General features: G+C 45.8%; 11 protein-coding genes and 1 pseudogene. 2 read left to right on the forward strand and 10 right to left on the reverse strand.

Annotated features, from left to right (window positions below):
* Positions 1-176: 176 nt before the first annotated feature.
* On the reverse strand, positions 177-1,382 hold the full coding sequence (locus tag MC7420_RS12770) for a Coenzyme F420 hydrogenase/dehydrogenase, beta subunit C-terminal domain (protein WP_044206932.1): 1,206 nt from the start codon (positions 1,380-1,382) through the stop codon (positions 177-179).
* Positions 1,383-1,526: 144 nt separating this feature from the next.
* Here MC7420_RS12770 and MC7420_RS12775 point away from each other — a divergent pair, with 144 nt between their 5' ends.
* Positions 1,527-2,078, forward strand: a complete 552-nt coding sequence (locus tag MC7420_RS12775) for a Uma2 family endonuclease (protein ID WP_006100903.1) — start codon at positions 1,527-1,529, stop codon at positions 2,076-2,078.
* Between the two features lie 439 nt (positions 2,079-2,517).
* Here the strand turns inward: MC7420_RS12775 and MC7420_RS43820 are convergent, their stop codons facing one another.
* The 3 genes and pseudogenes from MC7420_RS43820 to MC7420_RS12785 form a co-directional block, all read right to left on the reverse strand.
* Positions 2,518-2,952 (reverse strand): cation:proton antiporter domain-containing protein, encoded by a 435-nt coding sequence (locus MC7420_RS43820; RefSeq protein ID WP_390435349.1) that lies wholly within the window; start codon positions 2,950-2,952, stop codon positions 2,518-2,520.
* Positions 2,929-3,282 (reverse strand): annotated as a pseudogene (locus tag MC7420_RS43825) (ATP synthase beta subunit C-terminal domain-containing protein); the annotation flags it as partial. The pseudogene MC7420_RS43825 and the gene MC7420_RS43820, both read right to left, overlap by 24 nt.
* 480 nt (positions 3,283-3,762) lie before the next feature.
* A complete protein-coding gene (locus MC7420_RS12785) occupies positions 3,763-4,008 on the reverse strand; it encodes a helix-turn-helix domain-containing protein (protein ID WP_006100826.1) in 246 nt (81 codons plus the stop codon).
* Positions 4,009-4,133: 125 nt separating this feature from the next.
* On the opposite strand from MC7420_RS12785, the gene MC7420_RS12790 reads away from it, so the two are divergent.
* Positions 4,134-4,388 carry a hypothetical protein gene (locus MC7420_RS12790; protein WP_006101023.1) on the forward strand — a complete coding sequence of 85 codons (255 nt, stop codon included), beginning with the start codon at positions 4,134-4,136 and terminating at the stop codon, positions 4,386-4,388.
* Positions 4,389-4,571: 183 nt separating this feature from the next.
* On the opposite strand, the gene MC7420_RS12795 is transcribed toward MC7420_RS12790, so the two are convergent.
* From MC7420_RS12795 to MC7420_RS12820, 6 genes are all read right to left on the reverse strand, one after another.
* Positions 4,572-4,928, reverse strand: a complete 357-nt coding sequence (locus MC7420_RS12795) for a KGK domain-containing protein (protein WP_044206937.1) — start codon at positions 4,926-4,928, stop codon at positions 4,572-4,574.
* A gap of 72 nt (positions 4,929-5,000) precedes the next feature.
* The gene (locus MC7420_RS12800; protein ID WP_157453154.1) at positions 5,001-10,883 is read right to left on the reverse strand and encodes a CHAT domain-containing protein; all 5,883 of its coding nucleotides are present in this window, start codon (positions 10,881-10,883) and stop codon (positions 5,001-5,003) included.
* Positions 10,884-11,652: 769 nt separating this feature from the next.
* Complete coding sequence (locus MC7420_RS12805; protein WP_083799005.1) at positions 11,653-12,471, reverse strand: DUF928 domain-containing protein; 819 nt, start codon at positions 12,469-12,471, stop codon at positions 11,653-11,655.
* Between the two features lie 318 nt (positions 12,472-12,789).
* Positions 12,790-13,113 (reverse strand): thioredoxin, encoded by a 324-nt coding sequence (gene trxA / locus MC7420_RS12810; protein ID WP_044206943.1) that lies wholly within the window; start codon positions 13,111-13,113, stop codon positions 12,790-12,792.
* Between the two features lie 290 nt (positions 13,114-13,403).
* Positions 13,404-14,567 (reverse strand): GuaB3 family IMP dehydrogenase-related protein, encoded by a 1,164-nt coding sequence (locus MC7420_RS12815; RefSeq protein ID WP_006100904.1) that lies wholly within the window; start codon positions 14,565-14,567, stop codon positions 13,404-13,406.
* Positions 14,568-14,970: 403 nt separating this feature from the next.
* Positions 14,971-17,028, reverse strand: coding sequence for a flotillin family protein (locus MC7420_RS12820; RefSeq protein WP_006101016.1), 2,058 nt, complete (start codon positions 17,026-17,028; stop codon positions 14,971-14,973).
* Positions 17,029-17,079 lie beyond the last annotated feature (51 nt).

A 17,079-nucleotide genomic window follows, 5' to 3' on the forward strand; every position in this document is an offset into this window, starting at 1 on the left:
TTGCATTTAGACGCGCTATATAACAGAATTGATAAGAGTTGGATTGTCGTGATATTTGTAATCGGGCGATCTCGTTTGGCTGAAACTATACCCTATCGATTGAGTCAGGGTCAGTTGCGCTTGATACTGATTGGTTAAGCCGCAACGTAACCCGACTTGCTTGAGCGATAAATCCCTTAATCAGGTAAAGTATACTGTCCAACAATTCGCTTGGCAAACTCTGGAATATGCGCCGCTAATTTCTCTGGGTGATGGCGTTTCACATAGAGATAATTGCGGGTAAAGTGGGAGTCAATCGAGAAACGAGCATATTCCAACCCTTTCGGACCAATCTTTTCAATCACCACCCCCATTAATTTAGCTGCCCACATCGGTAAGGTGACGCCTTTATCATACGCCGGAATACTCTGTTGCACGGCTTGATGTCGGTCGCCCTTAGACGTAACTGATTGCGTTTCTAGCTGATTTTGCACCAGATCCAGCATTTCCTGTCCCCGGTCATTTCGCACCACAATCCATTGCCAACCAAAGGGTGCGCCCATGTAACCAACCACTAAATCCGCTAGAGAGTTGACGTAATCAAAACAACTCATGCAAGAGGGGGCAAATACATCCTTAAGTTCTTTGGTATTAAGTCCAAAGAAGGGGACTTTCTCAATTGAACCATCTTCGTGTTTGAAGTGAACTTGAAAGTCCTGCATGAACTCATAATGCACCACGGTATCAGGAGACTTGCTGGTAGTTTCCAGGAATTTCTGTAATCCGGCGCGGGTGACATTATCCACACAGGGCGTCCCCAGAACATAGAGTTTTTCTAAGCCCAGTTCTTTTTCCACCGCCCGTAATGCTTGAATTTGACAGCCGACGCCAATCACTAATAGGCGTTTCATCCCCGACTGTTCAATTTGTTCCAAGACTGACAGGTTAGGAGACAGGGTTGGCTTATTCACCCGGGCGGCGAGAATCTCCTCTGGAGTTCGGGCAATAATCGGCATCGGTTGAAAACGGTCTTCTTTGGTATTCTGCACACAGACAACGCCTTCAACTTTGCCACTGGTGAGCATTTCAATAGCGATGGTGCTGACAATTCCTGTCCACTGCGCCCCTTCAATCGGTTGAAGTTTCCGCGCCGCCATCATGTTCTGGTTGACGCCGAAATACCAATCATCGGGATTATCCAGATTCCGGCTACGTCCATGGGTTTGGGTTTCTAATTCGGGAATCTGTTGGTTAAGAAAGGCACAAGCTTCCTTGACATAATGAATATAGTATGTATCACACAGACCACATTCGCTACAGAGTTCCTTGGCAGGGCGGATCGTCCCTGGTTTCAAGGCTTTGGCTTTTTTGTGTTTGGCGGAGTTGGGAGTAGTCGCAGTCATTGAAAAAGGATTTTCTCTTAACGGGAGTTCTTCTCTCACGATATCTTAGTTCGTCGTTGGGGATAAGAGCCGAATACCGAGTTGCGCTCAACGGTAATACAATGAATTTATCAATCATTCTAGATATAGACTCAAAGAGGTTCTATGGCTTCTCTGACAGCTCTGACCCGCAAAGACTTGGAGAAATTACAAGCAGACCATCCTGAGTATCGCATGGAGTTAGTTGACGGGCAAATCATAATTATGAGTCCATCGGGTTATGAGTCAGATGAAGTCGTTGCCGAATTTGTCCGGGTTTTAGGTAATTGGGTAAGACCTCAAAAGCTTGGTCGGGTGACAGCTTCTAGTGCAGGTTTTGACCTACCCAATGCTAATGTCAGAGCGCCTGATGTTTCTTTTGTTTTAGCTGAACGGTTACCCAGAAGTCCTCGTTCGTTTGCGGAACTGGCTCCTGATTTAATGGTTGAGGTAAAGTCCCCAACAGATACCTTAAAATCGTTGAGAGATAAGATTCAATTTTTTCTGGAGCAAGGAACAAAAGTTGGTATTTTGATGCATCCGCAACAGCGCCGGGTGGAAATTTATCGTCCTGAGTCTGAGGTCGAAATTTTAGGCGATGGTGATGTACTAACGATTCCTGATTTACTTCCAGGTTTTGAGGTCGCTATTGTTGATTTGTGGTCGCCAGAATTTTAACTGTTTATCTTCCCGACATCCCACACCCTGCCTATCCTTCACGTCTCTTGTCACCCCTTCAGGGAGTAGAGTTTTTCACCCACAATTCTAGGGAATATCTAACACTTCGACAGCCTCAGCAACGATCACAGGCTTTCCGACATACTCAGCTTCTATCGTTATATTGTTCATGGTGATGCTCCGATAAAAAAGTTTTCAGAACTGTAGGGGCGGGTTTTACTATTAACGTTTTTTGTTGGTATCTAGGTAACTAAACCCGCCCTTATTTAAGTTTTTAAGGTTCTAAATGTGCCAGGGTTCATCTAATTTAAAAGAGGATAATTTCCTAATAGTTAAGGGAGTAAAGAAAGCCAGTGAATTAACAACGGTGCGATAGCCAGTAGGCTGACTTGTGCTAACGCGATCGCAATCCAGACAATAAGCTGCGGTGAAATAGGCATCAGTTACTTACTCCTGTTGGAATTTCAGGCAATTTGTTCAGCAATGAACGCAGAATAATCGGTGCTAGGATGCTAGTCACCGCAGATACAACAACCATGGCGGCGAAAACCTGATTAGATACCGCCCACTCCCCTAATGAGAGTCCTTTACCCATGACAATCATGGTAATTTCGGCGCGAGGCACCATACTAACGCCGATTAACGCAGCACCCGTCCAACCTGTGGTTAACAACGTGGGACCCCCCGCACCAATAAGTTTGCCTAATACGGCGGCGACAAGGAGAATTCCTCCCATTCCTAAAGCCGCCGTTAGCGCACTAGGATTAATTTTCAAGCCAATCCCAATGAAAAAGAACGGCGTAAACAGTTCGTATAAAGCGTCTCCCCCGCTCCCAGACGCGCCATGGCGCGTCTCTACAAGTGCTTCGTCGATAGAACCAAGCATATAGAGCGATCGCTCAGAATAATCGCTAAACTCATCATTAAGAATGCGTTCGCATCCATCCAAGGCTTCGTCTAGACTCACCAGTTTGCCCTTTTTCCCGGTAAATTGTTCAGTCGTAAAGAAAGGTTGAGTCAAAAAGCGCTCAAGTCGTCGCGCCCGGTTGACCGTTTGGCGATCGCGCTGGGATAATTCCTCCATCCCTAACATGGCGATAATGTCTTTCAGCTCCTCATAACCCGCCAAGGTACTCTTAATTTCTTGAGCAAATTGAAGCTGTGGGTAAGCATGGGGTAGTGACCTCTCCAGAGGACTAATCGCGTATGTGGTTGAGTATCCTTATTATTAATTAAGTCAGTATTTGTGTTTAAAACATCCTCCTTTTGAAAGAGAGAGGGAGTTGGCAAGGTATAGCAACCGCCATAGCGGTTAGGACACATCATTTAAGTAGAGACGCGCCATGGCGCGTCTCTACAATGGTGCCGAAAGTCCCAATCGATGTGTCTACTGCTATATATCAACGAGAAGAGGAGAGGGGTGAACATGATCTAACAACCTGTAGGGGCGACCCGCTTCCATCAATTCACAACACCCGTCCATTCAATTCGGTCGGGTCGCCCTTTATTCAAGGCAAAATTAACAGACAAACCAATAACCTTTCTACAAAACCCGCCCTGCCCCAACTTTTCCGGCTTTTCCCATGCCCTCCATCGTGTCAAAAAATTTTCGCCGCGTAAATCTACACAAATCTGTGGTTATAGGGAGTAACAATCACTACTTCCAATGAACCACTGGCATATTTCAGGTTTTATCGCTGTCCTGAAGGTAATCCCCCAAATAAAGCCGGACAAACTCATCCGCAGCGGCTGGCTCAAGACCGTGTAAAGCTTCAGCAATACTTCGGACAGTTTCAGCACTGGGATCTGTCTGCTCATGAAACCAGCGAAAAACAACGGAAGGTTTAACTCCCAACGTGAGAGCCAATTTGTTCTGGCTGATGCCGTAGTTCTCCAAAACTTGCCGAAGGACTTTGCCTGCTTTTCCCATGTTCCCCATCGTGTCAGAGGAAGATCAGGAAGTAAATATTTGCAGATCTGCGAAGATACAGCGTACAATTTGAGTATTCGCAGATCTGCGAATACTCCAGGTAAACGCAAATCAGGGAAACCCCAATGGTTAAGAACGTTTTGACCGATACTAAACCCCCCGAAGCCTCGATACAGCTACAAGCTTCCACCCGTTCAGACTCAAGACGAGAATTCGTCAAAGTTATCGTCGTTGGTTCTAACAAAGGCGTGGTGAAAATCATTCACACGTTGTATCGTCTCGGTTTTGCCAATGTAACGGAATGGAGTCCTCTGACACCAACAGCAAATCCGGGAGAGGTAATGAGTGTAATGAAGCGATGTGTGTTTGTGGATGAATGAGTTCCAGTAGGGAGAACCAAGCTGTAGGGGCGGGTTTAGGGGCAAAATTAACAGACAAACCAATAACTTTTCTACAAAACCCGCCCTCCCCAACCTCGCACTATGGGATTGGGACAAGACATTGTGCCGCCATGGTAATCAACTCCAAGTTACTGTGAGGTGGGCATTGCCCACCCTACATCTCTAGCCCATCATTCCCACAATCGGCAGTTTCTCTTGCTTTTTTGATGTCTCGCTTGTATTTAAAGCTGGGGATTTCTGAGTCTCAGTTTCTTCAGGAACAAATTCCAGGCTGATTCTCACCGTACCTTTTTGCCAACCTTTAGCTGTAAATCTCAAAACTTCAGCCGAAATACCCTTTTCACTAAACCAACCATTCTTGTCTTGATTCCATCCCTCTAACCCTTCAAGCTGCATCCTTATCACTTCTAGAAATTCATCCACTCGGAACGTGCGATTTCCAATTAAAAGTTGTGTCGATTCATCAACCGACAAGACTTCACCGCTCAAAAGTGGTTCAAACTGATTATCTACACTCATTTTTTCCGATAAATGTCATTGTTCTATTTGTTAATTGAAAAATTCACCTCTTCTCCTCCGCACCTCTACCTTTTACCACGGATTACCAACAATACTAAATGCTGACCAGTAATAGGGATGAGATAAGTCAGGATTACCAGGGTTAGCATCAGCAATGGGCAAAGTAATGGCTTTATCCGATAAGATTAATTGATTGTCTGCATACTTAACCTTTCCTTCAATCATTGCCATTTGCGCCCGTCGCCATGCTTCCGCTTTAATCGGTGCATCATCCAGATTATTGTAAAACTCTGCCATCATTGGCAACGTTCCCCAATCCTCGATGTACCATAAACTGGCTAATACTGATTTAACTCCCGCTTTAGCCGCAAATCCGGCAAACCCCAGTTCAGCACTCGGATCACCTAAGGCAGTACGACAAGCACTCAATACCACTAATTCTACAGCCGGATCATGCCAGCCTAAACTACGAACTTCGTCTATTCCTACCTTAGTATCCCATAACTGAATATAAGAATTACTAGGTGCGCCCGGTTCAAATTCTGCATGGGTAGCCAGGTGAATAATGCCAAAGGGTTTTTCTTCTCGTTGTGCCTTGAGATTGTTAACGGTAAAATTCTCATTGATAAAGGCTTGACCACGCCATAAGGTATTGGTCAGAATCGATACCTCAGCCGCCGCTGCTGGTAATTGTTCCAGAAGAGGATTATCGGGAAAATCTGAAGCACCCATTGCCAAAACAGGCATCGTTTTAATATTGGCATAACGGGTATCTGTGAGACTCACACTGGGCATCAAACTCACACTATATCGCCGCACAATAAAGTCATTTCCATCATGGATAGCGGCTATGGGTAATGAGCGCAACCCTTCATCAAGAATAAAGACTAAATTCTCAATTCCTGTTTCTTGCAATTCTGTTTCCAAGGGTGCCACTAGCCATTGATACAGTTGTTTTGCTCCATCTAAATATCCAAACCCACCATCAATAATTTCCTGGCGAAAATTCTGTCCTGTACTCAGGACATCAGACTGTTTAGCCCCGGATACTCGCTTACTAATTACATCCCGATCTGCTGTTACCAGCATCAGTTCTAATTCCATTTCGGATTTAGTGCTACTCGGTACAAAAACCCCATAAATTACAGCAGGTTTGACCCCAGTTGCCACTTCAATGCTACGCAAGCGATTGCGGATTTCATCCAAGGTGAGGATTTTTTCTGCCTCCATTCCCAGTTGTTTCTCAAATGCCTGGGTAAAGTAGCGCTCTATTTTGTAAACATCAGCATTGATAATTGGCTCTTGATCCAAGGCATTAGGCTGATCAAGAGGGTCTAGGGGGTCTTGAAAATCTTTTTTTAAGTTGTTCAGATTTCCATTAAAAGAAGTTGGTGGGTTAGCGGGTGGATTAGACGTCTGGTCAGTTGTAATAATCCGGATATTACCGAGCGTATAACTTCCCGGAAATGACTGAACAGGTGCAATCGTAAACTCTCCACTGGTAATGGCTTGTGCCGTACCATTCGTATTGCCATTACCGACAACAAAAGGCTCAATCACCTCCTGTGCGCCACCATCATGACGAATGGTAATATCGCCACCACCGTTACCACCAGTCGTAGAAATACTAGCGTCTATGCCATTTTGATCGGTAAAGCTTCCTGTTGCCTGAAAGAATTGTTGTGTCGTGATGTCAACATCACCACCTTGACCATTGCTTCCGCCTTGGGCATTAATAGAATTGACGGTAATATCTTCCAAAGGATCGAGAATAACGTTGCCGCCATCGCCTTCAGTGCCGCTAGAATTGATGGCTTCAGTGGTAATACTAATCTTCGCATTGACGATAATATCGCCACCCGTGGCGGCAGAAGAATTCAAATTACCCGTATTAATTGCTTCGGCTTGACTGGTGAGATTAATTGTGCCGCCAGACGTTGTGATATCTTCTGTAGTTAAGTTCCTATTGGCAGTAACATTTACATCACTACCACCAGAATCTAAGTCACTACTCGTGGCGTTTCCTGCTTGACTGGTGAGGTTAATTGTGCCACCAGAGGTTGTGATATTTTCGGTGTTTAGATCATTACTAGCCGTTGCGTCTACACTACCACCGCCGGAATTCAAGTTACCGCTAGTGATGGTTCCTGCTTCACTGGTGAGATTAATTGTTCCACCAGACGTTGCAATATTTTCTACAGTGATATTGTTCGTTGAGCTTAATTCAACATTGCCTTCAGTTGCGGTAATATTGCCTACTATCAAGCCATCACTGGTGTTGAGTTCTAAATCTCCATTGAATAGTTGTAAATCACTCAAATTAACTATGCCAGTTCCTGATTGATGCGTAAAGCTAGTGGCTGCGATCGCGTCTTTTGCCGTTACATTCCTCGCACTAGCAATAGTCAGATTTCCCAGAGGTGTATCGCTACCGACTTGTCCCTCAAAGATTACATTACCCGTTCCCGTCGTCAGTGTGAGATTTTGCGTCCCATCGAGACGATTATTAAACAGGATATCTCCCGTTCCAGCACCTGTAGACAAGAACGTTTCACCCGTCAAACTAAACGCCGGATCAACTTCAATAGTTCCACCCTGACTGTTGAAACGAATTTCACCCCCATTAGTAGAAACATTACCCCCATTCTGAATTTCTATATCGCCCCCTTGACTAGCGAAATTAATCTCACCAGTATTGGTAGAGACATTACCACCACTCTGAATTTCTACATCGCCCCCTTGACTAGCGAAATTAATCTTACCGTTCGCCGTCGAGACATTACCACTGGTTAAAATATTTGCGCCAGCGGTTGTAATATCCACATTTCCGCCAACGTTAATCGTTGCCGTTTCTCCAAGATTGACGTTTCCACCTGTGGAATTATTATGTTCTACAATCAGATCTCCTGTCTGAGTAATAATCTTACCGAAAACATTAATATCTCCCCTTGCTTCTCCTGGATCGAGTTGAAGATATATATCACCATTCCCCGCATCCAGTGTGAAGCCATCAGCTATTTCTATCAAAGCGTCGCCAGGATCACGATAGTCTTGAATCGCTTCGCTATCATTGGCAATTAAGATTAAATTGCCATTATCTGTAGTGATATCAGCATTGACAAAAATACTGCGACCTGCTCTTAATTTCAGTGATCCTCCAGTTCCGTTTTGATTGTCAGTGATAATTGACTCATTTACAGTGATGTCATTATTTGCCTGAAACTCTATCTCGGTTCCCGTGTTAGTAATATTGGTAATCGTGGCGACATCAATTGTCACAGATTGGTCACGATTATCATTAAACTCGAAGCTGGAGCCAAACACATAAGCATTCCCTTGCTCATTCATATCTCCTGGCGCTCCCACTACCACGTTTCTTTCTACCCCAGCAACCGCATTACCAAAATCGGTGGGTGACTCTGGGGGCTTGGGAAAGGTTTGCCACAAACGTCCAGTGTCAGCATCGAGCAGGGGTTCATATAAATAAACAGCATTTTCTCCGGGGGTGCTGACGACAACGTTAAACCCTAGGGCGGACTCTGCTGATTCTACTGCTGCGACTGAAGTACCAAATTGATCATTATTAGAATTGGGACTTGAAAAGGTGTTTTGCAACTCGCCATTTTGATTAAACCAATAGGCGGCACCTTGAACTCCTTGTCCTAGATTATCACTAGGAGCGCCCACCAGTATTTGCGATCCCATCGCGGCGACTGAATAACCAAACCGTCCGCTATCTGTCGGATTGGGACTAATCAAACGTTGCCCATTGTTAGGATCACTATCCTTAAATAGATAGGCGGCACCTGCCGTTTTTGTCTCGTTGTTGATAGTAACCCTTTCTCCAGGCGCTCCCACCAAAACATGGTTTTCCACGCCAGCTACCGAATAGCCAAATTGACCATCATTGTCAGAATTGGAACTGAAAAAGTCTTTTAGTAAACTACCGTTACTGCTATCGAATAAATAAGCAGCACCTGCATCGGTTTTTCCGTTGTGATCATCTCCTGGAGCGCCAATTAGAAGATTTGACCCTACCCCAGCAACTGAAAAGCCAAACTGATCTTCAGCTTGGGGAGTAGGATTAGACAAAGACAAGTATTGCCACTGATCTCCTTCTGGAGTAAATAAGTAGGCAGAGCCGACATTCGATTCTCCTCCTATATCATCTCCAGGAGCGCCAATTAGCACGTTTGATCCTACTCCAGCGACAGAAAAACCAAATTGGTCTCCCGCTGGATCATCCGAATCGGGATTTAAAAAGCCATACAATAACCTGCCATCGTTACCATCAAATAAATAAGCAGCACCTGAATTGTTTCCCTGCGTATCATCTCCAGGATCACCCACTAAGATATCTGATCCAACTGCCGCTACCGAATATCCAAATTGATTATTTGTGGGGTTATTCGGATTAAAAAGTTCGGTTAATGGAGCATTAGTATCCCCAATCGTGATATTTTTAGGATCAAGTAATAATGTACCAGGTTGACCATTCAATGCTCCTGCATCAGCATAACCCGTAAAAATCAATAATTCCTGACCAGAAACCTCGATAAATCCCCCATCTCCTGCTTCCGTTCCCCCACGGGCGCTAATGGTTCCATAAAAGCCCGTCACCTCATCTGCCCAAACAAACACCTCACCGCCTGTTCCCTGGACTCCAGCATCAGCCGTAATTACAGAGTTTTCACTAACTAGGGTTTGAGACGCATTAAACCCACTTCCTTGACCTTGATAGTCGCCGCCAAGTCGTACTGTTCCCCCACCATACATCCCAGAAGCGTTAATGGTGGCATCAAATACACCAACTTTGTTGCCAAATACATTCACCGACTGGGAATCAACGCCGGGAGACTCATGAGACACATCCAAAGTGCCAGAGGCGATCGCAACCCCGGCTTCTGCCGATACAGTAATCCCAGACTCCTGAAGCTGTACTTGACCTGTATCTGTAACTGTTAATCCCGTGTCCACACTTTCATCTGTACCCGTCAGCAGTGTTGGTAAATCTAAGGGATCAATCGGCTCTATTTCTCCATTGACATTGGTTTGCGGTACGATTTCTAAACTTAATAATTGTCCCGGTTGACTGATCCGCACCCGATTGGATTCCGGTACAGCCGCCATTGTAATGGTGCCGCCCGGTGCAGTCAGTTGCCCGGTATTAATCGTATTTCCTGCCAGTAGGGTTAAATTATGTCCTTCTGATACGGCTAGATTGCCAGCATTAATTAGGGTTGCAGGTTGAGCTAAATCAAAGGCAAACTGATTGGGATTACCGATTAACGTCTGATAGTTATTTTCACTAAAGACATTGAACCACTGATCTCCCGCAAAACCAATTCCTGTCGCGGTTGTAGCTGTAAACGACGCGGGAACATTTAAACTGGCATTCGCCCCAAATACAATCCCCGCCGGATTCATTAAAAATAAATTTGAGTTGCCCCCGGTAACTTGAATCAAACCATTAATAATTGAAGCTTCCCCACTAACTACCCGCCCCAAGATATTGCGAATTTCAGGATTAGACAAAAAGTTGGCAATTTCACCAGCGGAAAGACCAAAGTATTGGAAACTGTGAAATAGATTTTCCCCATCTCCGGAAAAGATGCCACCGTCGATGTTAAATTGGTTACCGTCTTGCTCAACCATTGTCCCTACCTCATCACCTGCCCCGGTAACGGACTGAGCCATGATTAGACTTGGGGGGTTGATCCGTGTGGCTTCCTTGGTTACAATAGAATCTTTAGCAAAAGTATTGGGTGAGTATACCTGAGTAACTGAAGTGTTTGTCAATAGAGAGCTGGGGTTAAACTGAGGAACAATCGGTACGTCTGCTTTATCCACCTTGAGAGGGATTGAAGTCGCCTGAGTCGGCTGTATACTGGTAACACCCAAAAAAGGTAAAGTAGCCAACAGCAGAATTGCTCCTTTCATTGCAGAATTAATCATAGGGGCTACAAAACTCCGTGGAATAAATAGAACTGATGTATAGGACTTGACAGACAGAATTTTACTCAACCCTAAATAAGGCAAGTCCAAATTAGAAGCCGCACCGAATCCCAATACGATTACTCAGCTATCAAATGATACGTTGAATTTTAAAGAGACACCAAAACTATTGCGGTTGAATTGTCGTCGAAAGTATCTGAATAATCAATCTGGATGATATCACTCCCCTTTCCAGGGTTAAGCTATCTGTTATTGGTTTTAGCTATGGTTAACCTAGGCATAAGTTCAGTACATACCTATCAAAGAAATTCAGAAGCCGGAATCCCTTTGCCGAAATGACTCAATTATGGTTAGCCACCAACCTATATTCTCCAATGACAACAAAATACTAAACCATTGGACAAGAAAGCACAGTATTTAGTGATACACCACCTAGTACTTGAGAAAATATCCAATCTACTTCTTTATAGCACACTGTTTTAAGGGTCAAGCGGCTATCGAATTAAAATTAGGGGCGATAAGCTGTTTCTAGTACACGAGAACAGCCAAAGTGCAAAAATGAGGGACTGATCGAACGAGATAGTGTAGCGGGGTCTTACAGCGGGTCTTACAGGCTCGAATCAAGTCGCTGATATCTCGTGTTTAACGTGGAATTAGGAACATCCAGTAGAGATAGGGGTTTTTGGCAACGATGGAAGACAAGCAACCTTCGTTAGAGAACAGGGTGATTGATAATTCTCAATTGAGAACCACTATGCCAATGGGGGGATCACTGAGCCAAAGCACTACAGCATTCAGTAATGGGTTTGGATGCGATCGCGTCGAGTTCAATATCCTCTAACAAGTTACTCCAATCCACCGCCAGGGCGTAATTGGCGGTCTGAGTACGGCGAAGATTGCCGATCAGGGTGAGAGGGTCAAACCAAATCCCATTTTGGGCTAAAACAACGGCGCGATCGCGGGGAGTCAACGCCCGATTCAATCCTTGTTGGAGTTCAGCCGTTAAAGGAACACGTTGGATGGAACCTCTAACTCGGACTCGTTTGGGATCAGTGCGAACAATCGCTGCTTGGGGATCTTCACAGTAAACGGTAAAAATCCAGTTGTAGTATTGGTTTTCCTTTAGCGCGGGTAGGGTTGGCGGTAAAGAAATACTAATCACACCGGGTAGGGCGTTCGTCACAGGATAGGTGGTTTCGTACACTTTCTCACCCTGATCACTCCAGAGGGCAAATTTCATTGAGTCGAATGTATTCGCGCCATCAGGAATATAGAACCAGAAGGTGGGATGTTCCTCTACCGTTAATCCCACATTGGTATCGGGAATCAGGGCGAACAAAGATTCTCCAGATTGACTTCCCCCACAGAGACTACGACTCGCGCCACCTGTACGATTACCGGAACGGGGGCTTCCCCGACCCGATAGATCCAGATTAAACTCAAGCATATCTTGCAGCGAGGGAGTATTACTCGCTGAGTTGGTCGGTTGAGAGTAAGTCGGAATCGGACTAACCAGACAACCTACCACGACTGATGCGATCGCCACAACCCGTTTGATGGGTGGAGGCGATATAGGTATCCTACTCATGACTTAGTAAAGTCTATAGATTTAGACACTTACATAGTACAAGTGGCAGTGTCTTAATCCGGATTTACGATAGAAAAACAGGTAATTATATTGGTTTGGGGACTAGACATAAACTCAAGTTGCCAACTTGCTGATTTTATAATGATTTCAAGATTGGCAATTTACCCCGCTTTTCACCACTTTTCTAGCTTTTGGGTTATGTTTGCCAACCTAATCGAGAGCTTACAGGCTTTTTGTAGCTGTAGCGACTCCTCGCGCCTGCAAGCCTAACTAGCCTTAACCCGATTCGGCTTAAGGCTTAACTGATTAGGGAAGGGATTAGAGATACTTTTCTAGAGTGTTTGCTAGCGTCGTTTTCGGAACTGCACCCACAACCATATCAACTCGTTGTCCTCCTTTAAAAATCATTAAGGTCGGAATGCTGCGAATCCCATACTGACTGGCTACATTAGGATTTTCGTCAGTGTTGAGCTTTACAACTTTAATCTGACCTTCGTACTGTTGTGCGATTTCATCCACCACAGGTGCGACCATCCTACACGGGCCACACCAGGGTGCCCAAAAATCTACTAAAACGGGAACGTCACTATCTAGGACGTCTTGCTTAAAACTGGCGTCTGTAACTGCTACGGCTGTTGACATGCCTGGAAATCCTTGCGTGTACTATTTTCTATGTGTCTTGGGATATTTTACCACAGAGAAAACTGAGCGCTCCCCTGCAAAAAAAGTATATATTTCGATATAAATCGTCACATTTAGTCGATTAAGATGTTAAGCTATCCTGACATTAGAGCTTAACCCCCAAAAAGGAACCGCCCGAACATAGTCCGGGCGGAGTGTGGTGTGAGGAGTGAACGGAAACATGCGTCTCCGCTTTCTCTATGTTAACTTACATCAGTGGGGTTTGGGGCAGTTTGTCAACCCCAAAAATTTTATTTACCCATTCCCAACTGCTGCGCTTTCTGGTAAACTTTCCCTTCTGTCAACAAGGATGGCGCAATCACCACCTCCACTTGCTGCATTTCTTTCAAGTTCTTAGCGCCCAAGGTTCCCATACTGGTTTTCAGCGCACCTAAAAGATTGTGAGTGCCATCATCCAGTTGGGCAGGTCCAATCAGAATTTCTTGTAGTGTTCCTGTACTCCCCACCTGGATGCGCGTTCCTCGGGGCAGAACCGGGCTAGGGGTTGCCATTCCCCAGTGAAACCCGCCTCCTGGGGCTTCTTTGGCACGAGCCAGAGGAGAGCCAATCATCACCGCATCTGCGCCGCAAGCAATACATTTACAGATATCTCCCCCGGTAATTAACCCACCATCAGCAATAACTGGCACATAATTACCCGTCTCTTGATGATAGTCGTCACGGGCAGCCGCACAATCCGCCACCGCCGTCGCCTGGGGGACTCCCACACCCAGAACGCCCCGCGAGGTACAAGCGGCACCCGGACCAATGCCCACTAATACAGCCGCCGCACCTGCTTTCATTAAGTTCAGGGCAACTTCGTAGGTGACACAATTGCCCAAAACCACGGGCATTGGCATATCCTGGCAGAACTGGGCTAAATCTAGGGGGGTGACTGACTCTGGTGACAGGTGAGCCGTGGACACCACAGTGGCTTGGATGAAGAATAAATCAGCACCCGCTGAGGCGACAATTTCACCGTATTTCATCGCACCGGCTGGCGTCGCACTCACCGCCGCAATCCCACCTTGGTCTTTGATTTCCTGAATTCGCTGGCTGATTAATTCCGGTTTAATCGGTTCAGCATACAACTCCTGCATCAGATTAACGAATTCTGACTTACCCACAGAGGTAATTCGCTCTAATATCGGATTAGGGTCAGCATAACGGGTTTGAATGCCTTCGAGATTAAGCACCCCTAGCGCTCCCATCTCAGATAGGATCACTGCCATTCGCACATCGATCACGCCATCCATTGCACTGGCAATGATCGGAATCTCTCGTTCGATGCTCCCCAAACGCCAACGGGTGTCTGCCAAATTAGGGTCTAGCGTCCGTTGTCCGGGGACTAGTGCGATTTCATCGATGCCATAAGCTCTGCGAGCTGTTTTACCTCGCCCAATTTGAATATCCACGCTTCTCTATTCGTTCCCAAGACTATTTAAGCTAGGGTATCAAATTTTGTTCTTTGTCATTTGTCATTTGTTAGGGAACAGGGAACAGGCAATGGGCAATGGGCAATAGGCAATAGGCAATAAGCTGTCATGCATTTAAATTGGGTATTAGTAGCGAGCAAGATGCAAAGCCTTCGGCATGGCTTCGCTAAAGCCTGCGGCATGGCTTCGCTAAACGCACTACAAGGATTTCACCATTATTGACATTAAGGTTTAAATGCCGAACAGCTTAGGTAAGGTAGAGTTTTGAGTTAACTTCCCCAGCTCCCTCTGCTTCCCCAGCTCCCCCAGCTCCCTCTGCTCCCTCTGCTCCCCCAGCTCCCTCTGCTCCCTCTGCTCCCCCATCTCCCTCTGCTCCTTTGCCTCAACTGTGACGAGTTCTAGGATCTTCGCGATCGCGATCGCTCTTTGCCCCAGATGCACGATGGGGTGGCGTAGAACCCTCATCACTCTTAATCTGAGACGGTTCGACAAGTTTCGCTGCTGAGGACGAGGGTTGTCGTTGTCCAGGAGATTTTGACGGAGGAGGGGCTGGCGGTGTTTGCCGCTTGACTAAGGCTTGAGTCTCCAGTTCGGCTGAGGACTCTGGGGTATTATGGCTTTCATTCCCTCCATTTTGGCTGGGATTATTTCGCACCAACTGACTCACCTGACCAATTAATTTTCCCAGCTTCCCTTCATCCAGAAGTGTGTTGATTAAGGATAAGCCACTGGTCGAGAGTAAGAGTTTGTTAATATCACCCATGCCATTCCCATGACCATTACCATTACTACCATTCATCCCGGGGAACGCAAAAATTCGGGTATCGCCTAAAATTCCCGGTTGTGGCGCTAAGGCTTTGGCAATTTCTGGGAGTTTGTCTACCAAACCGGGCCAAATTGTGGTCAGCACTTGGGCGCTTAACTTGGAGTCACTCAACGTATTCTCGGCTTCAATGATTGCCCGTTTCCCTTCAGCTTCAGCCAGGGCTTTATCCCGATTCGCTTGGGCTAAGGTGCGAATGGAGTCGGCTTCTAATTCTGCCGCTTGACGGGCAATTTCCGCTTGACGACGACGGCGGAAGACATCAATCTCAACCACGTTTTGGTCAGCAATCCGCCGCTTTTCTGCCTCTTGTTCCGCTGTAATCAGGGATAGGCGTTTTTCCCGTTCTGCTTTTTCAATCTCCGTAGCCGTAACCACACCCGATTCCGCTTCAGCGCGTTCGGCTTCTGATACAAAGCGTTCCCGTTCTTTATTGGCGATCGCGATCGCGGCTTCCTGTTTCGCGACTTTCGACAAGCGTTCGGCTTCAGCTACCCGAACTTGGGCTTCTAGGCGGGAGGAATCGACGGTTTGTTGACGGGTAATTTCAGCAATTTCTGCTTCCTGTTTTTGCAAGGTTTGGGCGACTTTTAGCTGTTTATTCCGTTCCTCTAGGGCAATATCAGCTTCAATTTGGTTTTCTTGAACTGAGAGTTTGCGGCGAATTTCTTCTTCTTCAACGGACTTATCTTGTAAAATCTTCGTCCGTTGTACGGTGGCGGCTTCTCGGTCTTTGGCTTCTTGAATTTCCCGTTGTCGCTGGGATTTTAGGGATTCAACCTCTAGTTGTTGTCCTAGTGACGCTTCTTCTTTTTCTTTGACGATTCGCAGGGATTGCTTTTCGGCATCAAGTTCCTGCTGTTCAATTCTTACCTGGGTACTCAGTTCAACTTCCCGTTTTTGTTGGATGGAGCGTTGAATGGTTTCGGTTCGCAGGCGTACCCCTTGGGCATCGAAGAAGTTATTGGTATCGTATATATCGCTTTCTTCGATCTCAGAAATGGCGATATTATTCAGGGTTAAGCCAACTTTTTTTAGATCCGGCTGAATCAGATTCAAGACTTCATCGGCAAATCCAAGTTTATCCGAATCAATTTCCGGTAAACTCTTCTTCTTCGCAGCGGCTCGAATTGCATCATCTGCTCGTTTTTCTAGGGCTTCTTTAATATCTTCCGTAGAAACTCGTCCTTGTTTCGAGAGTCGGGCAGCAGCGATTAACACATCCTCTTGATCGGCATTGATACAGACATAAAAGGTTGCTCGCATATTTGCCCGCAGGTAGTCTTGAGTCCGCACGGCTAGATTTCCAGTCCGTTCCACATCAATGGAAATTTCCCGTAAGGGGACACGGGTCAGTTCATGAAAACCGGGTAAAACGATACAACCGCCATAAAGAATAACGGATTTCTTTTTGACGAACAATCCGCCCGTTCTGACAAATGCTTCGTTATTGGGAGTGATTTTATAAATCAGTTTGTACGACCATAAGCCGGCGAGAAGCAATACAATGAGTGCGCCAATCAAACCGGGAAAAAAGAGAATACCACTGGGAAGTTGTGCCAGGGTAGAGGATACTGGGACAGGCTGGGACGTTGAGGAAGTAGATGATTGTGACATGGTAGTTAGCGATTAATACTCTATAGGTTTTATTAAAGCTTGGGAATCATA

The sequence above is a fragment of the Coleofasciculus chthonoplastes PCC 7420 genome, from assembly GCF_000155555.1.
Taxonomy (GTDB): domain Bacteria; phylum Cyanobacteriota; class Cyanobacteriia; order Cyanobacteriales; family Coleofasciculaceae; genus Coleofasciculus; species Coleofasciculus chthonoplastes_A.